General features: G+C 68.8%; 18 protein-coding genes. 7 read left to right on the forward strand and 11 right to left on the reverse strand.

The window, feature by feature from the left end:
• Positions 1 to 9 precede the first annotated feature (9 nt).
• Entirely contained in the window at positions 10 to 828 is an 819-nt protein-coding gene (locus AB0E69_RS07760; protein ID WP_360141341.1) for a DeoR/GlpR family DNA-binding transcription regulator, read from the forward strand.
• Here AB0E69_RS07760 and AB0E69_RS07765 read toward each other — a convergent pair.
• Genes AB0E69_RS07765 through AB0E69_RS07785 form a run of 5 tightly spaced genes read right to left on the reverse strand, consistent with a single transcriptional unit; the run spans position 818 to position 6,100 of the window.
• Complete coding sequence (locus tag AB0E69_RS07765; RefSeq protein ID WP_360141344.1) at positions 818 to 1,651, reverse strand: carbohydrate ABC transporter permease; 834 nt, start codon at positions 1,649 to 1,651, stop codon at positions 818 to 820. The two genes, AB0E69_RS07760 and AB0E69_RS07765, sit on opposite strands and share 11 nt — an antisense overlap.
• A complete protein-coding gene (locus AB0E69_RS07770; RefSeq protein ID WP_360141347.1) occupies positions 1,644 to 2,612 on the reverse strand; it encodes a sugar ABC transporter permease in 969 nt (322 codons plus the stop codon). Before AB0E69_RS07770 ends, AB0E69_RS07765 begins: the two co-directional genes overlap by 8 nt.
• Positions 2,609 to 3,886, reverse strand: a complete 1,278-nt coding sequence (locus AB0E69_RS07775) for a sugar ABC transporter substrate-binding protein (RefSeq protein ID WP_360141350.1) — start codon at positions 3,884 to 3,886, stop codon at positions 2,609 to 2,611. The genes AB0E69_RS07770 and AB0E69_RS07775 overlap by 4 nt, the downstream gene beginning before the upstream one ends.
• A complete protein-coding gene (locus tag AB0E69_RS07780; RefSeq protein ID WP_360141353.1) occupies positions 3,886 to 5,037 on the reverse strand; it encodes an FAD-dependent oxidoreductase in 1,152 nt (383 codons plus the stop codon). Before AB0E69_RS07780 ends, AB0E69_RS07775 begins: the two co-directional genes overlap by 1 nt.
• Positions 5,030 to 6,100: an amidohydrolase family protein gene (locus tag AB0E69_RS07785; RefSeq protein ID WP_360141356.1), complete on the reverse strand. Its 1,071-nt coding sequence runs from the start codon at positions 6,098 to 6,100 to the stop codon at positions 5,030 to 5,032. The genes AB0E69_RS07780 and AB0E69_RS07785 overlap by 8 nt, the downstream gene beginning before the upstream one ends.
• A gap of 183 nt (positions 6,101 to 6,283) precedes the next feature.
• Here AB0E69_RS07785 and AB0E69_RS07790 point away from each other — a divergent pair, with 183 nt between their 5' ends.
• Positions 6,284 to 6,865, forward strand: coding sequence for a dihydrofolate reductase family protein (locus AB0E69_RS07790; RefSeq protein WP_360141359.1), 582 nt, complete (start codon positions 6,284 to 6,286; stop codon positions 6,863 to 6,865).
• On the opposite strand, the gene AB0E69_RS07795 is transcribed toward AB0E69_RS07790, so the two are convergent.
• The 6 genes from AB0E69_RS07795 to AB0E69_RS07820 all read right to left on the reverse strand — a co-directional run bounded on the left by AB0E69_RS07795 (position 6,837) and on the right by AB0E69_RS07820 (position 11,341).
• Positions 6,837 to 7,493: a hypothetical protein gene (locus AB0E69_RS07795; RefSeq protein ID WP_360141362.1), complete on the reverse strand. Its 657-nt coding sequence runs from the start codon at positions 7,491 to 7,493 to the stop codon at positions 6,837 to 6,839. The two genes, AB0E69_RS07790 and AB0E69_RS07795, sit on opposite strands and share 29 nt — an antisense overlap.
• Positions 7,490 to 7,798: a PadR family transcriptional regulator gene (locus AB0E69_RS07800; protein ID WP_360141365.1), complete on the reverse strand. Its 309-nt coding sequence runs from the start codon at positions 7,796 to 7,798 to the stop codon at positions 7,490 to 7,492. Before AB0E69_RS07800 ends, AB0E69_RS07795 begins: the two co-directional genes overlap by 4 nt.
• 69 nt (positions 7,799 to 7,867) lie before the next feature.
• Complete coding sequence (locus AB0E69_RS07805) at positions 7,868 to 8,215, reverse strand: VOC family protein (RefSeq protein WP_360141367.1); 348 nt, start codon at positions 8,213 to 8,215, stop codon at positions 7,868 to 7,870.
• A gap of 11 nt (positions 8,216 to 8,226) precedes the next feature.
• Complete coding sequence (locus AB0E69_RS07810) at positions 8,227 to 9,102, reverse strand: LysR family transcriptional regulator (protein ID WP_360141370.1); 876 nt, start codon at positions 9,100 to 9,102, stop codon at positions 8,227 to 8,229.
• A gap of 208 nt (positions 9,103 to 9,310) precedes the next feature.
• Positions 9,311 to 10,672: a HAMP domain-containing sensor histidine kinase gene (locus tag AB0E69_RS07815; protein WP_360141373.1), complete on the reverse strand. Its 1,362-nt coding sequence runs from the start codon at positions 10,670 to 10,672 to the stop codon at positions 9,311 to 9,313.
• A gap of 12 nt (positions 10,673 to 10,684) precedes the next feature.
• Positions 10,685 to 11,341, reverse strand: coding sequence for a response regulator transcription factor (locus AB0E69_RS07820; RefSeq protein WP_360141376.1), 657 nt, complete (start codon positions 11,339 to 11,341; stop codon positions 10,685 to 10,687).
• A gap of 97 nt (positions 11,342 to 11,438) precedes the next feature.
• Between AB0E69_RS07820 and AB0E69_RS07825 the strand changes: the two genes are divergently transcribed.
• The 5 genes from AB0E69_RS07825 (at position 11,439) to AB0E69_RS07845 (ending at position 14,534) form a co-directional block, all read left to right on the forward strand.
• On the forward strand, positions 11,439 to 12,155 hold the full coding sequence (locus AB0E69_RS07825; protein ID WP_360141379.1) for an ABC transporter ATP-binding protein: 717 nt from the start codon (positions 11,439 to 11,441) through the stop codon (positions 12,153 to 12,155).
• Entirely contained in the window at positions 12,148 to 12,906 is a 759-nt protein-coding gene (locus AB0E69_RS07830) for an ABC transporter permease subunit (RefSeq protein ID WP_360141382.1), read from the forward strand. The genes AB0E69_RS07825 and AB0E69_RS07830 overlap by 8 nt, the downstream gene beginning before the upstream one ends.
• Positions 12,903 to 13,346 carry a hypothetical protein gene (locus AB0E69_RS07835; protein ID WP_360141385.1) on the forward strand — a complete coding sequence of 148 codons (444 nt, stop codon included), beginning with the start codon at positions 12,903 to 12,905 and terminating at the stop codon, positions 13,344 to 13,346. The genes AB0E69_RS07830 and AB0E69_RS07835 overlap by 4 nt, the downstream gene beginning before the upstream one ends.
• Positions 13,343 to 14,071, forward strand: coding sequence for a hypothetical protein (locus AB0E69_RS07840; RefSeq protein WP_360141388.1), 729 nt, complete (start codon positions 13,343 to 13,345; stop codon positions 14,069 to 14,071). Before AB0E69_RS07835 ends, AB0E69_RS07840 begins: the two co-directional genes overlap by 4 nt.
• Positions 14,072 to 14,141: 70 nt before the next feature.
• Complete coding sequence (locus AB0E69_RS07845) at positions 14,142 to 14,534, forward strand: VOC family protein (protein ID WP_360141391.1); 393 nt, start codon at positions 14,142 to 14,144, stop codon at positions 14,532 to 14,534.
• The last annotated feature ends 35 nt before the right edge of the window (positions 14,535 to 14,569 follow it).

Below are 14,569 nucleotides of genomic sequence, written 5' to 3' on the forward strand. Positions count from 1 at the left end.
GTGAGCTTCATGGGTACGACAGCTCCGCCAGCGGTGCGCTCTTGGCAACCGTCGCCCCGCCGCACCCAGCGGCTGGTAGAGATGCTCGACCTACTGAGTCAGCGCGGTCTGATGTCGGTCGACTGCCTGTGCCGCGAGCTCCAGGTGTCACCCGCGACGCTGCGCCGCGACATGACGCATCTCGAGGAGCAGGGACTGATCTCCCGGACCCATGGTGGCGCCCGGCCGGCCACCGGTCCGGAGCTGCCGGTCCGGCTCCGGGACACCAAACGCCCGCGGACCAAGCACGCCATCGGCATCGCGGCGGCTGCCCTGCTGCCGTCGAACCGGCCGCTCGCGGTTGCGATCGGTGGCGGCTCGACCGCGGCCGAGGTCGCGCGGGAGCTCGGCGGCCGGCGCCGGCTGACGATCGTGACGAACGCGCTGACCACCGCCGCCGCGGTCGCCGCCCGGCCGAACCTGCAGGTGATCATGACCGGTGGGGTGATCCGGGCGAACTCGTTCGAGCTCGTCGGCAGCCTGGCCGAGAGCGCCTTCAACGGCATCAGCGTGCACCTGGCCATCCTCGGCGCCGACGGGGTGAGCGTCGCCCACGGCGTGACCACCCACGACCCGACCGAGGCGCGCACCAACCACGCCATGGTGTCGCACGCGCACCGGTTGATGGTGGTTGCCGACGGCTCGAAGATCGGTCAGGCGACCGTGGCCAAGGTCGCCGACGCATCGGCCATCGACGTCCTGGTGACCGATGCGTCGGCGGATCCGGACGAGCTCGCCGGGCTGAAGGCGCTCGGGGTGACCGTGCGGCTCGCCCGGATCAGCCCTTGACCCCGGAGAACGCGATACCGCTCATCAGCTGGCGCTGGAAGACGATGAAGACCACGATGACCGGCAGGCTGGCCACCAGCGACCCGGCCATCAGCACCGGGAAGTTCGTCGTGTACTGCCCCTGCAGGCTGGCCAGGCCGGCGGACACCGGCATCTGCCGGGGATCCGAGTTCACCACGAGTGGCCAGAGCAGATCGTTCCACGACCAAATGATCACGAGGACGCCGAGAGCGATCATGCCGGGCGCCGCCATCGGCAGCATGATCCGCCAGAAGATCTGGAAGACGTTCGCACCGTCGATCCGGGCCGCCTCCTCGATCTCCAGCGGCAGCTGCCGGAAGAACTGCCGCATCAGGAAGGTGCCGAAGGCACTGAACATGCCGGGCAGGAACAACGCGACCAGCGTGTTCAGCAGTCCCAGCTTCTGCATGATCTGGTACTGCGGCAGCAGGAACACCTGGTACGGGACCATCGTCACCGAGAGGAAGATCGCGAACAGCACACCGCGCCCGCGGAACTGCATCCGCGCGAACGCGAAACCGGCGAGCGCGCTGAACAGCACCTGACCGACCGTTCGCGCGATCGTCATCACGGTCGTGTTGATCAGCTCCCGGCCGAACGGCAACGCACCGAACACCGTCGACAGGTTCGACCACTGCGGCGAGGTCGGCAGGAACGTCGGCGGCACGCTGACCGACTCACCGAACGTTTGCAGCGACGTCGAGAGCTGCCAGAGGAACGGCCCGACCATGAAGATCGCTCCGACGCACAGCACCAAGTGCGCGACCGGGTGCCTGACCCGCCGCTTCGTCGACTCAGCCATAGTGGACCCACCTCCGCTGCAGCCTGAACTGGGCCGCGGTCAGGATCAGCGTCGCGAGCAGCAGCAGGACGCCGATCGCGGCCGCGTACCCGCCGTCGTGCTCGGCGAACCCGCGCTGGTAGAAGAGGAAGACCAGCGTCTCGGTCCTGGTGATCGCCGGACTCGTCGCGCCCACCATCAGGTACACGAGGTCGAAGGCCTGCAGCGAGTTGATCACCGTGATCACCGTGACGAAGAAGATCGACGGTGTCAGCAGCGGGACCGTGATGTGGAAGAACTGCGCCACCCGCCCGGCACCGTCCAGCTCGGCCGCCTCGTAGTAGTCGGACGGGATGCCTTGGATGCCGGACAGGAAGATCACCATGTTGTAGCCGATCGATCCCCAGACCCCGACGATGCTGATGGCAAAGATCGCGGTGGCCGGGTCGGACAGCCAGTGCGGGCCGTCGATGCCGACCTTGGACAGCAGCCAGTTGATCAGCCCGTAGTCGCCGTTGAACAGGTACTTCCAGGTCAGCGCGACCGCGGCCGGCAGGGTGACCACGGGCAGGAAGTACAGCGTCCGGTAGATCGTGACCCCGCGCATCCCGGGCAGGCTCAGCAAGGCCGCCACCACGGCCGAGAGCGGTACGGCGAGCAGCGAGATCGCGCTGATGATCGCCGTGTTGACGATCGCGTGGAAGACATCGGAGTCGGCGATCAGCGTCCGGTAGTTCTCCAGCCCTGACCACGCGTGCCCGCCGAACGCTCCCCAGCTGGTGAAGGAGTAGTAGATCGTCTGGAAGGTCGGCCAGATCTCGAAGATCAGCAGTCCGGCGGCGGCCGGCAGGAGCAGGATCGCTGCCCACCAGCCGCTGTCCCGGGTGGGCGGTGGCGGCCGGCGAGCCGCCCGGGCCCGCTCGCCGGCCGGCTTGCCGGTCAGCGGGTCGGCCGGCGCGGTGGCTGTGCCGGGCCCGCTCACTTCTTCTCCTTCGCCAAGGCCTGGTTCATCGTCTCGGCCACCTTTCGGGAGACGTCGGCGACGGGTACCTTGCCGGTCCAGGCGTCCGCGAACTGCTTCGTGGCTGCGTCCCGCCAGGCCGCGGTGTCGGTGGACGCGGGGAACGGCTGGGCGTACTTCAGGTGGTCGACGAAGACCTGCAGGTCGAACTCCGGCATCGCCTTGGCGTAGGCGTCGGCGTGGCCCTGGTACGCCGGAATCACGGTGCCCGTCTTCGCCTGGATCTCGGCCGCCCGGTCCGAGCCGAGGAACTGCAGGAACTCCCAGGTCTGGTCCGGGTGCTTCGTCTTCGCGGACATGCTGTTCGCGAGGCCGTTGCTGTAGTAGTTCCGGTTCCCGTCCGGTCCGGCCGGCAGCGGTGCGACATCGATGTTCGCCTTGCCGTACGGGACGGCGGCGATCTCCTCCGGCTCCCAGGAACCGCAGTACCGCATCGCGACCTTGCCGGAGGTGAGCATCGCGAGCGGGTCGGTGTCGGTCGTCTGCTGCAGCGTCGGCGAGACGTGGTACTTCGTGATCATGTCGGTCCAGAACTGGATACCCTTGATCGTCGCGTCCTGGTCGTACCCGGAGCTCTTGCCGTCCGGCGAGATCACCTGTCCACCGACCTGTGGCACGGTCAGGTACCAGCTCAGCTCGTCCGCCTCGGGCGCGACGAACCCGTAGACGCCCTTCTTCGGGTTGGTCAGCTTCTGCGCCGCGGTGACCACGTCGTTCCAGGTCCAGGAGGCGTCCGGGTGCTTCACCTTCGCGGCGTCGAAGAGCGCCTTGTTGTAGCAGAGCCCGAACCCGTTGACGTCCTTCGGTACGCCGTACACCTTGCCGTCGAACGTGTACGCCTTGGTGACCGCGGGCACGTACGCGCCCAGGTCGAGCTTCGACTTCTTGATCTGGTCGTCGAGCGGTGCGATACCGCCGCCGGTGGCGTAGTACTTCGCGTACACCATCGTCATCCAGAACAGGTCCGGGCCGGTGCCGGCGGTGACGCTGGTCTGCAGCTTGGTCCAGTAGCTCTCCCAGGGCGTCACCTGGACCTGGACGTCGATGTTCGGGTGCTTGGCGTGGAACTCCTGGACGATCTGCTTCATTGCGGCCGACTGGGCCTGGTCCCAGATGGCGTAGGTGAGCGTGACGTGCGCGTCGTCGCCGCTGGGCTTGGCATCGCCCGAGCAGGCCGCGGCCGCGACCAAAGGTGCCACGAGCAACAAACTGAGGATGCGTCGTACTGATCTCATCAGGACTCCTTCGGGAGGGGACGACCCGGGTTGAGGAATTCGAGGCGCTCCGGCAACTGATCGCCGAGTGCGTGCTGCGCCGCCAGCTCACCGAGCAGCGGACCGAGCGTCAGACCCCAGGCGCCCAGGCCGGTCGCGACGTGGACTCCCGGCGCGACTGCTCCGACCAGCGGCAGTCCGTCGCTGGTGGCGGGGCGGAGGCCGACTCTGGTCTCCAGCACGGTCGCGGCGGACAGGCCGGGCGCCAGGTCCAGAGCGGCCTGCAGTACTGCGTGCTGCCCGCCGGCGGTGACGCGCGCGTCGAATCCGACGTCCTCGTGCGTCGCGCCCGCGACGATCCGGTCGTCGAATCCGAGCAGGTAACCGGCACCAGGGGTATTGACGACGGGGCGCATGCCGGTTTGCCTGCCGTCGAGGCGCAGGTGGACGAGCTGGCCGCGGATCGGGCGGACGGCGACGTTGACGCCGTACGCGGCGAGGTCAGCCGCGGCCCAGGCGCCGGTGGCGAACAGGACTGCTTGGCTGTTGAGGGTGCGGTGGCCGATGCGGACTCCGGTGGGGCCCAGGACTCCGGCGCCGGGGATGATGTCCAGCGCGGCCGCGGCGTCGATTTGTGCTCGGCGGCGAGCCGCCGTCAGCAAGCGGTCGTGCAGCCGGGAGCCGACGACGCGGCCGACCTCGGTGATGAACAGGCCGCGGAGGTCACCGCGCAGTTCGGGCCAGTACGTGCGTACGTCCTCGACGAGCTCGACCGGCTTGGTGATGCCGTGGGCTCGGCGTCCCTCCGGGGTCGAGAGCCGTTCGGCGACAGCGTCCAGAGCGGCCTGCTCGCGCGGGTCGTCGTCGGCCACGACGAGCTCCCCGACCTGTTCGTACGTCGCCGAACCGGCGCCGGCCGGATCGACCGCGTCCAGCTCGGCCAGCAGGCTCTCGTAGTACCCGACGCACTCGGTGATGAGCGCGGTCCACTCCGGCCGTTGCTCGCCCCGGTCGAGTGCGACCGGCGAGACGATGCCCGCGCCCGCGTCGGTTGCGCGGCCTGCCAGCCCGGCATCGATCAGCGCGACCCGCGCGCCCTTCCGGACACCGGCCAGGGCGGCGCTGGCGCCGACGATGCCGCCGCCGATGACGATCAGGTCGTAGTCAGCCATCGCTCGTCCCCGCCGTGAGGGCCGGGATGAAGGCGCGGGCGTTGTCTCCTTCGACCTTCGCGGCGAGGTCGTCCGGGAGCCCGAGCCCCGAGATCGTCCAGCGGCCGGTCGGGGGTGGGTGCTCCGTCGAGTACGCGAAGGCTTCGTCGGAGCTGGTCAGGAATCGCAGGTACAGGTGGTAGTCGGCGGGCTCGGGTGGCGCGCAGTCGGTCCCGAGCAGGACGCGGTCCGGGTGGTGCTCGATCAGCGCTCTGGTACGCCGCGGTTGCCGGCCGAGCTCGGCGATCCGCGCGGCGATGTCGACGCGGTAGTTCGGGTAGCGGTCGAGCATCTGCTCCACCCAGTCGAGGTTCTCGGCCAGGCAGCCGACGTGCGCGCCGATGAAACGCACCCGCGGATGCGCGGCGATGACGGCCTCGAACGCGTCCAGCAGGCGCTGGAGCGGCGGGAACTCGGGTCCGTAGAAGTGCCAGTCGGGGTGCCGCAGCAGTTCTTCGAGCCGCTCGTTGCGGGCGTCCAGCGGCTCGAAGAAGGCGGCCGGGTCGGCGGTGTGGATGAGCGCGGGGACGCCGGCCTCGGCCAGCGCGTCCCACAACGGCTCCAGCCGCTCGTCGTCGAGGAAGATCAGCTCCGACCGCTCGTCGCGGACCCGGAGCCCGATGTCCTTCCAGAGCTTGAGTCCGGCCGCTCCGCGGCGTACCGAGTCGGTGAGTGAGACTGCCATCCGATCGCCCCAGCCCGGTGTGGACGTATCGCTCCAGTCCACCCGGGCGAAGGTGACGAACCGGCCGGGGTGCTTGCGGTCGTAGCGATCGAGGTTGGCCTCGAGTTCGTCGCTCCATTCGCCGTCGAGATTCACGATGGTGGCGACGCCGGTGGCGTCCATCATCGCGATCAGGGCGTCCGGATCCGGCGCCCGCCAGACTCCGGTCAGGCGGCGGCCGAGATGGTTGTGGACGTCAACGATCGGGGCGGCGGGCTCGGTCACGTGCGTGGTCTGGGCGGTCATCATCGACACCGGGGCGAAGTCGCGCAGGCGGAGATCGGCGAGTGGCTCGGACATGCATCCCTCGTTTCGCGAGTGCGAGCGGTGGGACGACGCTAGGTCCGGCGGTGTGGCGCCGACAGGAAACGCTCACTCCAACTGATCGGATTTCGGCGATGATGTCGATTCCGGGCCGATTCGTTCGACGCAGAGGCAAGAGGGGGGCCGCCGGGGCCGCCGAATGCATTCAGGGAGCGCGCTATGACCGCCGTCTACACCTTCGACGTCTACTCCAGCCTCGACGGCTCCGCGTCGTACGACAACGCCGACTGGGGCGGCTACTGGGGCAAGCAGGGGCCGGAGTTCCTGGACCGGCGGGCCGCTCTGTACGACGCCGAGCAGCGGATGGTCCTGGGGGCCAACACCTTCCGGCTGTTCGTGGAGATGATCAGCTCGAGCAAGGTCCCGGACGAAGCGCTCGACCGGGAGAACACGGCGCTGCGGAAACTGCCGACCACGGTCGTCTCGTCAACCCTGGAGGGCCCGCAGGACTGGCCGGACGTGACGATCCTGACCGGCGACGCGGTCGACGTCATCGCCCGCCTGAAGAAGGAGTCCGACGTCCCGCTCCGCTCGCACGGCAGCCTGTCCCTCAACCGGGCCCTGATGGCCGCCGGCCTGGTCGACTTCGTCCAGGTGACCATTTTCCCGGTCATCGCCGGCCGAACCGGCGTAGAACCGATCTTCGAAGGCGCCGAAGACTTCGACCTCGACCTCGTCGAAACCCGGACCTTCGACGGGCGCACCCAAGAACTCATCTACCGCCCGACGCTGCACGCCTGAGACCCGCGAGGTGCCCGCCAAGTGTGGCCAGGGCACCTCCGGTCAGGGACAGGAGGACGGGGAGGAGGAGCAGTCCGGTCAGGAGGTTCCGGTTGAGGTAGGCGCGCATGGAGGGGAGCCCACTCTTCGCCAGGCCGTCGAGTTTGACCTGCTGCCGGCCGATGGTGGTGATGAAGAGGTTGTCGACTGCGGCGAAGGTGGCGATGGTCAGCACTCCGATCATCGCGCCGGCCACTGCGCCGGCCAGGGCGAAGGTGCGCCAGTCGGGCGTTTGCCTTGCGGTCAGGACGCCGATCAGCGTGCAGGCGGCGAAGATGGTCAGGTAGGCGATCAGGACGGACAGGCCGTCGTTGTCGTCTGTTGATGGGAAGACCACGTTCGACAGCACGATCTCGACGGTCAGGGCGGCCCAGACGATTCCGCCGATGAGGAGAGCGCGGCGCAGTGCGGTGCTCGTCGCCGGCACTACTTCCCGCAGGTGCGCGTCCGCGGCGCCGCTCACCAGGTCCCACGCCACGCGAGCGCGTCGAGTGCGGCGCATCGGTTCGAGGTCGTCGAGGAGTCGCTGGAGCTCCTCGACGTACCGGCGCTGCCACGACCTCGGGTACAACCGCAGCAGGCGCTTCATGCGAACGCCGTCAACCGCTTGAGGCCGACCGTGCTGAGCCGCCGCGCCTGCTCCAGGTACGCGCGCAGCGCCTGCGCCCCGGCCGCGGTCAGCTGATACGGCCGCCGACGGTCCTCCTCCGGCAGTGCTTCGATCAGCTTGCGCTCCAGCAGCCGGTTCAGTGCGGCGTACAGAGTGCCAGGACCGACCACGGTCCCGGCCAGCTCCTCGATCTCCTTGATCAGCGCGTACCCGTGCTTCGGCCCACCCGCGAGACTCGTCAGGATCAGCACACTCGGCTCGGCGAACCGGCCCAGACCATCCATCGCTCCCCCACTACTCCGTGCCACGCTATATCGTCCAACGGAATAGTAGGCAGGGTGGGAGCGTCGGGTCTAGAGGTCGTAGGCGATTGGGTGTCGGGGCTCGTAGAGGCCTACTTCACCGCCACCCGGCAAGCGGATCGTCGTGAGCTTGCCCCAGCCTTGGTCGCTGACCGGGGTAGTGAACCGGACGCCCTGCTCGGTCAGAGCGGCGATGGTGGCTTCGATGTCGTCGCACATGAAGTAGAGCTCGTGCTTCGGAGCCTCCCCAGGATGGACGGCGACCTCCGCCGGCGGGAGTTGCAGGATCAGCCAGCCGCCGCCGGCGTCGACGGACTTGGCGCCGAGGATGTCGCGGAGGAACGCGCGATCCGCGTCGGCGTCCTGGCTGTACACGATGACATGGGCTCCGTTGATCACGGCTTCGGACGCTACCCCGCAAAGTGCTGACGGGCCAGCACCAGGAACTCCTTGGCGGCGGGAGTCAGGTTTTCGTGGTTCCAGGCGAGGGCGGTCCGACGTTGCAGGCTCGGACGGGTGAGACGCAGTACGGCGACGTCCGCGTCTCCCACGCTCGGCCGTGGCACCACCGCGATGCCCAGTCCGGCCGCGGACAGGGCCACCAGCGTGCTGAGCTCGCCCGTCTCGACGACGACCCGCGGGCTGAAACCTTGCTTGCCGCAGGCATCCTCGAGCACCAGCCGCAGACCACTCTCGCGGATCAAGGTGACGATCGGTTCGCCCTCCAACTCCGCCACCGCGACGGTCTTGCGGTGAGCGAGGTGATGGTCGCGCGGCACCACGACCACCAACGGCTCGACCCCGACGGCCAGCGTCCGCAGCGGGTACGGCGGCGGAACGTCGCGCAGCCCGATCATCGCGACATCGAATTCGCCGCTGGCCAACTCCTGGATCAGTGGCTGGTTGTGCCGCTCGACCATGCTGAGGTCGATCGCCGGGTAGGTCGCGTGAAACTCCCGGAGCAACGAGATCAGCCCGGCCTCCATCGGTCCCGACGTACCGACTCGGAGCCGGCCGTGTTCGAGGCGACGCAGCGACCGGACCGAATCGCGTGCCCGCTCGGCCGACGCCAGCGCAGCCCGGGCGTGCGGTAGCAACGTCTCCCCCGCGTCCGTCAGCCGCACGCCTCGCGGGTCCCGCACGAACAACGGCTCACCGAGCTCGCGCTCGAGCGACCGCAACTGCGCGCTCACCGCCGGCTGCGCCACCAACACCCGGCGCGCCGCCCGCGTCACTTGCCCTTCCTCCGCCACCGCAACGAAGTACGAAAGCTGCCGCAGGTCCATCGCTCATCCTCTGCCATAAGGAAACGCTCTGGCAAGCATAGGCAACCTGTCTTGGTCTTATACCGATCCCCGGTCCTACGCTGACGATATGAGCCCGTCGCTTGCCCGCCGCATCTGGATCCGCCTGTCGATGACACTGGCCGCGTGGCTGGTCGCGTTCCTCCTGGTCGTGACGCTGACCCTCGTCCTCGGCCACCGCCTGAACCAGCTACCGATGCCGGTCCGCGCCCTCATCCTGAGCGGCGTGCTGGTGATCTTCATGGCCAACGTCCTGATGCCCTTCCTCACCAAGCTCGCCGCCCGCCTCGGCGGTCAGCCTGGGCATCCGGACCTCCAGCAGCGCGCCGCCGGCGGCGGAAGTGCCGATGGCAACTGTGCCGTGGTGGCGTTCGACGATCGCCGCCACAATGGCCAGGCCGAGCCCGGCGCCGCCCGACTCGCGTGAGCGGGAGCTGTTCAGCCGAACGAAGCGGTCGAAGACACGGCTCCGGTCAGCGAGTGGAATGCCGGGACCGTCGTCGCTGACCGTGAGGATGACAGTGGTGGCGTCCTCGGTCAGTGTGAAGGCGATCCGGGTCCGGGCAGACCGCGCCGCGTTGTCGGCGAGGTTGTGGATCATCCGCGACAGTGCGGTTCCGTCACCACGGACCTGACCCGCGGAGACGGCCGTCGTGTCGATCGTGAGGTTGGTTGCCGACCGCAACCGCTGGGCCGTGGCCAGGACCAGGTCGTCGAGGTCCACCGGGGTGTTCGGCGGCGGGCGATGGTCCTCGTCCGAGCGGGCCAGCAGCAGGAGGTCGTCGACGAGGTACTGCATCCGCAGATCCTCGGCGAGAATCGTGGCCGCCAGCTCGGTGACGTTCGTCCGGTCCGGATGCGCCTGGGCGACCTCGGCGTGCTGACGGATCGCGGCGATCGGTGACCGCAGCTCGTGCGATGCGTCGGACACGAATCGCTGCTGGGCATCGTGTGACCGTTGCAGCCGGTCCAGCATCCCGTTCATCGTCCTGGCCAGCCGCCCGATCTCGTCCTTCCGAACGGCGGGAACCCGGCGGTGCAGCTCGGACGCAGTGATCCCGTCGACCTCGGTCCGGATCGCAGTCACCGGCGCCAAGACCCGCCCGGTCACTATCCATGTCACGCCACCGACCAGCAGCATCATCAACGGCACCCCGATCACGAGGACCTGGCTGACGAAGCGCGTGGAGTCCAGTACGTCGACCAACGGCTGTCCCACGATCACCTGACCGCCGGACGCGAGCGGCGCGGCGCTGAAGACGAAGTCCTCGGAGTACCCGGCAGGTTCGACCTTCACGCACCCGGTCCCCGGCGTCGCCAGCGGACTGCCTCCGCCCGGCAGCGCGCCGGATCGGTCGGTCCACTGGACCAATTCCGAGCTCGTGGACGGGACCCGTTCGGCGCTCGAGCTCAGCTGCACCGCACGATCCCGAGCCTCCTGGCAGACCTGGTCGGTCAGCACCGACCCAAGAAGGGCGACCAGCACCAAGGCGCCGGCGACCAGCGCGACACCGAGTACCAGTACGGCGGTCAACGTCACCCGCAGGCGCATCGCGAACCCTCGTCAATCGGTCAGGCGGTACCCAGCTCCGCGCAGGGTCGTGATCGCCGCCGGACCGAGCTTGGTCCGCAGCCGGCGGATGTAGACCTCGACGATGTTCGGATCGCCCTCGAAGTCGTAGTCCCAGACGTGTTCCAGAATGGTTCGCTTGGACACCACCTGCCCGCTCCGCCGGATCAGGAACTCCAGCAGGGCCAGCTCGCGCGCGGTCAGCACGAGCTCCGCATCGGCCAGCCAAGCGCGCCGGCTGGCCGGATCCAGCCGGAGCCCGCCCGCTTCCAGGATCACGGGGCGTTCCGCGGCGCCGCGGCGTACCAGAGCGCGGAGACGCGCGATCAGAACGGCGTACGAGAACGGCTTGGTCAGGTAGTCGTCGGCGCCGGTGTCGAGCGCCCGGACCTGGTCGTTGTCGGCGTCGCGCGCGGTCAGCATCAGGATCGGGGTCCAGACCCGCTCGGCCCGCAGCGTCGCGCAGATCTCGAAGCCGTCGATCTCCGGCAGCATCAGGTCCAGCAGCACGACGTCGTACCCGTGCTCGCGGGCGAACCAGAGCCCGTCGGTCCCGGTGAGCGCGACGTCGACGGCGTACCCCTCGGCCTCGAGACCGTTGCGCAGCCCCGCAGCCAGGCGTACTTCGTCCTCCACCACCAGGGCTCGCATCCGTCACCTCCCCGCCCATCCTCCTTCATTCTGGCTGAACTCCGGCTGAATGCACCGTTCAGGCGGGATTCAGCCGCCCGGTCCTACCGTCGGCCCCATGACGGCAACGATCGAGGCGATCAGCCTCAGCAAGCGGTACGGCGGACGCCAGGCGCTCGACGAGCTGACGTTCACGGCCGAACCGGGCGATGTGATCGGGCTGCTCGGGCCGAACGGCGCGGGCAAGACGACGACGATCCGGCTGCTCACCACGATCCTCGAACCGAGCGGCGGGAGCTTCACCGTCGCCGGGATCCCGGGCGATCAGCCGCATCGGATCAGGCAACGGATCGGCGTCCTCCCGGAGAGTGCCGGATATCCGGAGCGGCAGACGGCCGCGGAGTACCTGCGCTACATGGCACGGCTGTTCGGCCAGGATCGCCGGTCCGCACGCGCGGCCGCGGACCGGTTGCTGGGCGACGTCGGGCTCGGCGATCGGGCCGGCGGCCGGATCGCGTCGTACAGCAGGGGCATGCGGCAACGACTCGGGATCGCGCGGGCGCTGGTCAACGAGCCGTCAGTCGTGTTCCTGGACGAGCCGACGCTCGGTCTGGACCCGGCCGGGCAACGCGAGATCCTCGACCTCATCGGCCGGCTCGCTGCCGACCGTGGTGCGACGGTTGTCCTGTCCACGCATCTGCTGGCCGAGGTCGAGCAGGTCTGTGGCCGGGTGCTCGTGCTCGACCGCGGCACGCTCCGGGCGGCCGGGTCGATCGACGAGGTCCGAGCGGGCAGCAGCCTGAGCGACGCATTCCTACGGCTAACCCATGATTAGGGTCGCCGCGCAGGAATGCCGGGACCTGTGGATCGCCGGCCGCGGACCGGTGCTCGTGTTCGGGTTCAGCGTGCTGCTCAGCGCGATGACGTACCTGGCCGCGACCAACCGGGCGATGAACTTCCTCGAGCAGCGTGAGGCCGTCAACCTGACCGTCCAGGTCGGGCTGGCAGTCGGCGTACTGCTGACCGTCGTGGTCAGCGCGGACGCGATCAGCGGCGAACGTGAACGCGGTACGTTCGAGGGTCTGCTGCTGACGCCGGTACCGCGGCGCGGGATCGTGGTGGGCAAACTCGTCGCGGCGTCGACGATGTGGGTGGCGTGCCTGCTCGTCACCCTGCCCTACGTCTGGGTCCTCGGGCGTGGTGTCGCGGGCGCCGGTCAGGCCGCGCTGCTTCTCTTCACCGTCGGGACGCTGGTCGCTGTCGGCCTCAGCGGTATCGCCTTGGTCGTCAGCGGGATCACCAACTCGGTGAAGACGAGTCTGGCGTCCGGGTTGTTGCTGCTGCTGGTGCTGTTCGCCCCGACCCAGCTGCCGGCGCTCCCCAGGACCGGCGTCGGCGACGCGATCACGCGGATCAACCCGATCGGCTCGGCCCTGCACTACATCGCCCAGATCCTCGTCAACCGACGCGGCTGGACGCATGACCTCAGCTACCTGGCGTCGCCGGTCGCAACCGTTGTCGTTGCCGTCGGCATCCTGATCGTGGCCGGGCCCCGGCTCGTGCGACTGACTGCGGGGTCACGATGAACCTCCTTGCCCTGGTGGCGCTTGCCGATCCGACGATCACGATGGACCCCGACCAGCTCACCGCGACCACCGGACAGACCCTGTCCGTCGAGTCGGTCGTGAGCCAGTCCGGACCGGCGACGGCCCATCTCAACGTCGTCAGCCTCGACGGTGTGTACGTCGATCTCGAGGACTGGATCCACGACGTCACGCAGCCGGTGCCGGCCGGCGCGAACACCGCCCTGGACTGGGAGTTCCAGGCCGTCAACCCGGGCCGGTTCGTGGTGTACGTCGTCCTCATCCAGCAGAACGGCCGGCTCGTCGTCGGACCGCCTGTACGCGTCACCGTGGCGCGACGCCAGACGCTCGACACGGCCGGCACGCTGCCGGTCGCCATCGCCGTACCTGCACTCCTCGGTGCGGCGGCCCTCATCCAATTCGTTCAAAGGAAAGCTCGATGATTCTCGCCCGGCTCACCCTCGCTGTCGCCGCGGTCTTCGCAGTACTGCCGGCCACCGACGCCTCGGCCCACACGGTTTGTCCGCTACCGGTGTTCGGTCCCGGCAGCCAGTACCATCCGCGGATCAAGCCATCGCACTTCTCCTCGCACGTGACCAACCCTTGGTACCCGCTGAAGGTTGGCCGCACCTACGTCTACACCGGCACCCGGGAAGGCCAGGCCGCTCTCGACCTCGTCGTCACCACGTCGCGGACCAGAGTGATCGACGGCGTCCGCACGCGGGTCGTCGAGGACCGGCTGTACCTCGACAACGTGCTGGCCGAGCGGACCAGCGACTACTTCGCCCAGGACCGCTGCGGCAACGTCTGGTACTTCGGCGAAGACACCGCCGAACTCGATGCGCACGGCCGGGTCGTCAGCCGCGAAGGCACCTTCCACGCCGGCGTCGACGGCGCCCAACCCGGCGTCGTCATGCAAGCCCATCCCCAACTCGGCCGCTACTTCCGCCAGGAGTGGTACGCGGGCCAGGCCGAAGACGTCTTCAAGGTCATCAGCCTGAACGCCACCTTCGGCCGCTACCACCACGCCCTCCGCACCCAGGAAACCACCGCCCTCGAGCCCGGCGTCATCGACAACAAGTACTACGTCCGCAACATCGGCGAAGTCGCCGAAATCGCCGTCAAAGGCCCCACCGAAGCCCTCAAACTCACCGAAATCATCTCCTGAGCTGTCGATCCGGCGTGGTTCTGTTCGTCAGTCCGGATGAGACCGTCTCCGACCAACGAGGTGCCACGCCGTGATCATCGACAGCGTCTTCCCGATCGTCGTCAGCGCTGACCTGCCGCGCCTGCTGACCTTCTACACCGAGGTCCTCGGCGGAGAGCTGGTCTACCAGTTCCCGCCCGAGGGCCCGCCGGCGTACGTCAGCCTTCGCTTCGGGCAGGCCGCGCTCGGCCTAGGGCACGACCCGGACTTCAAACCAGCCGACGGCACCGCCGCGATCTCCCTCTGGCTGTACGCCGACGACTGCGACGCCGCCATCGACCGCATCCGCCGGACCGGCCTACCGATCCTGCAGGAACCGGCCGACCAGCCCTGGGGCGAACGCGAAGCCCGCGCCCAGGACCCCGACGGCAACCTGCTCATCATCGGCCAGCGGTCGCCGGGTTCGGCTGCCGTGACGGGGTAACGTCATCTCTGCCGCCGGAAGCGGGCAGAGATGAC

The organism is Kribbella sp. NPDC026611 (assembly GCF_040638345.1).
Classification (GTDB): domain Bacteria; phylum Actinomycetota; class Actinomycetes; order Propionibacteriales; family Kribbellaceae; genus Kribbella.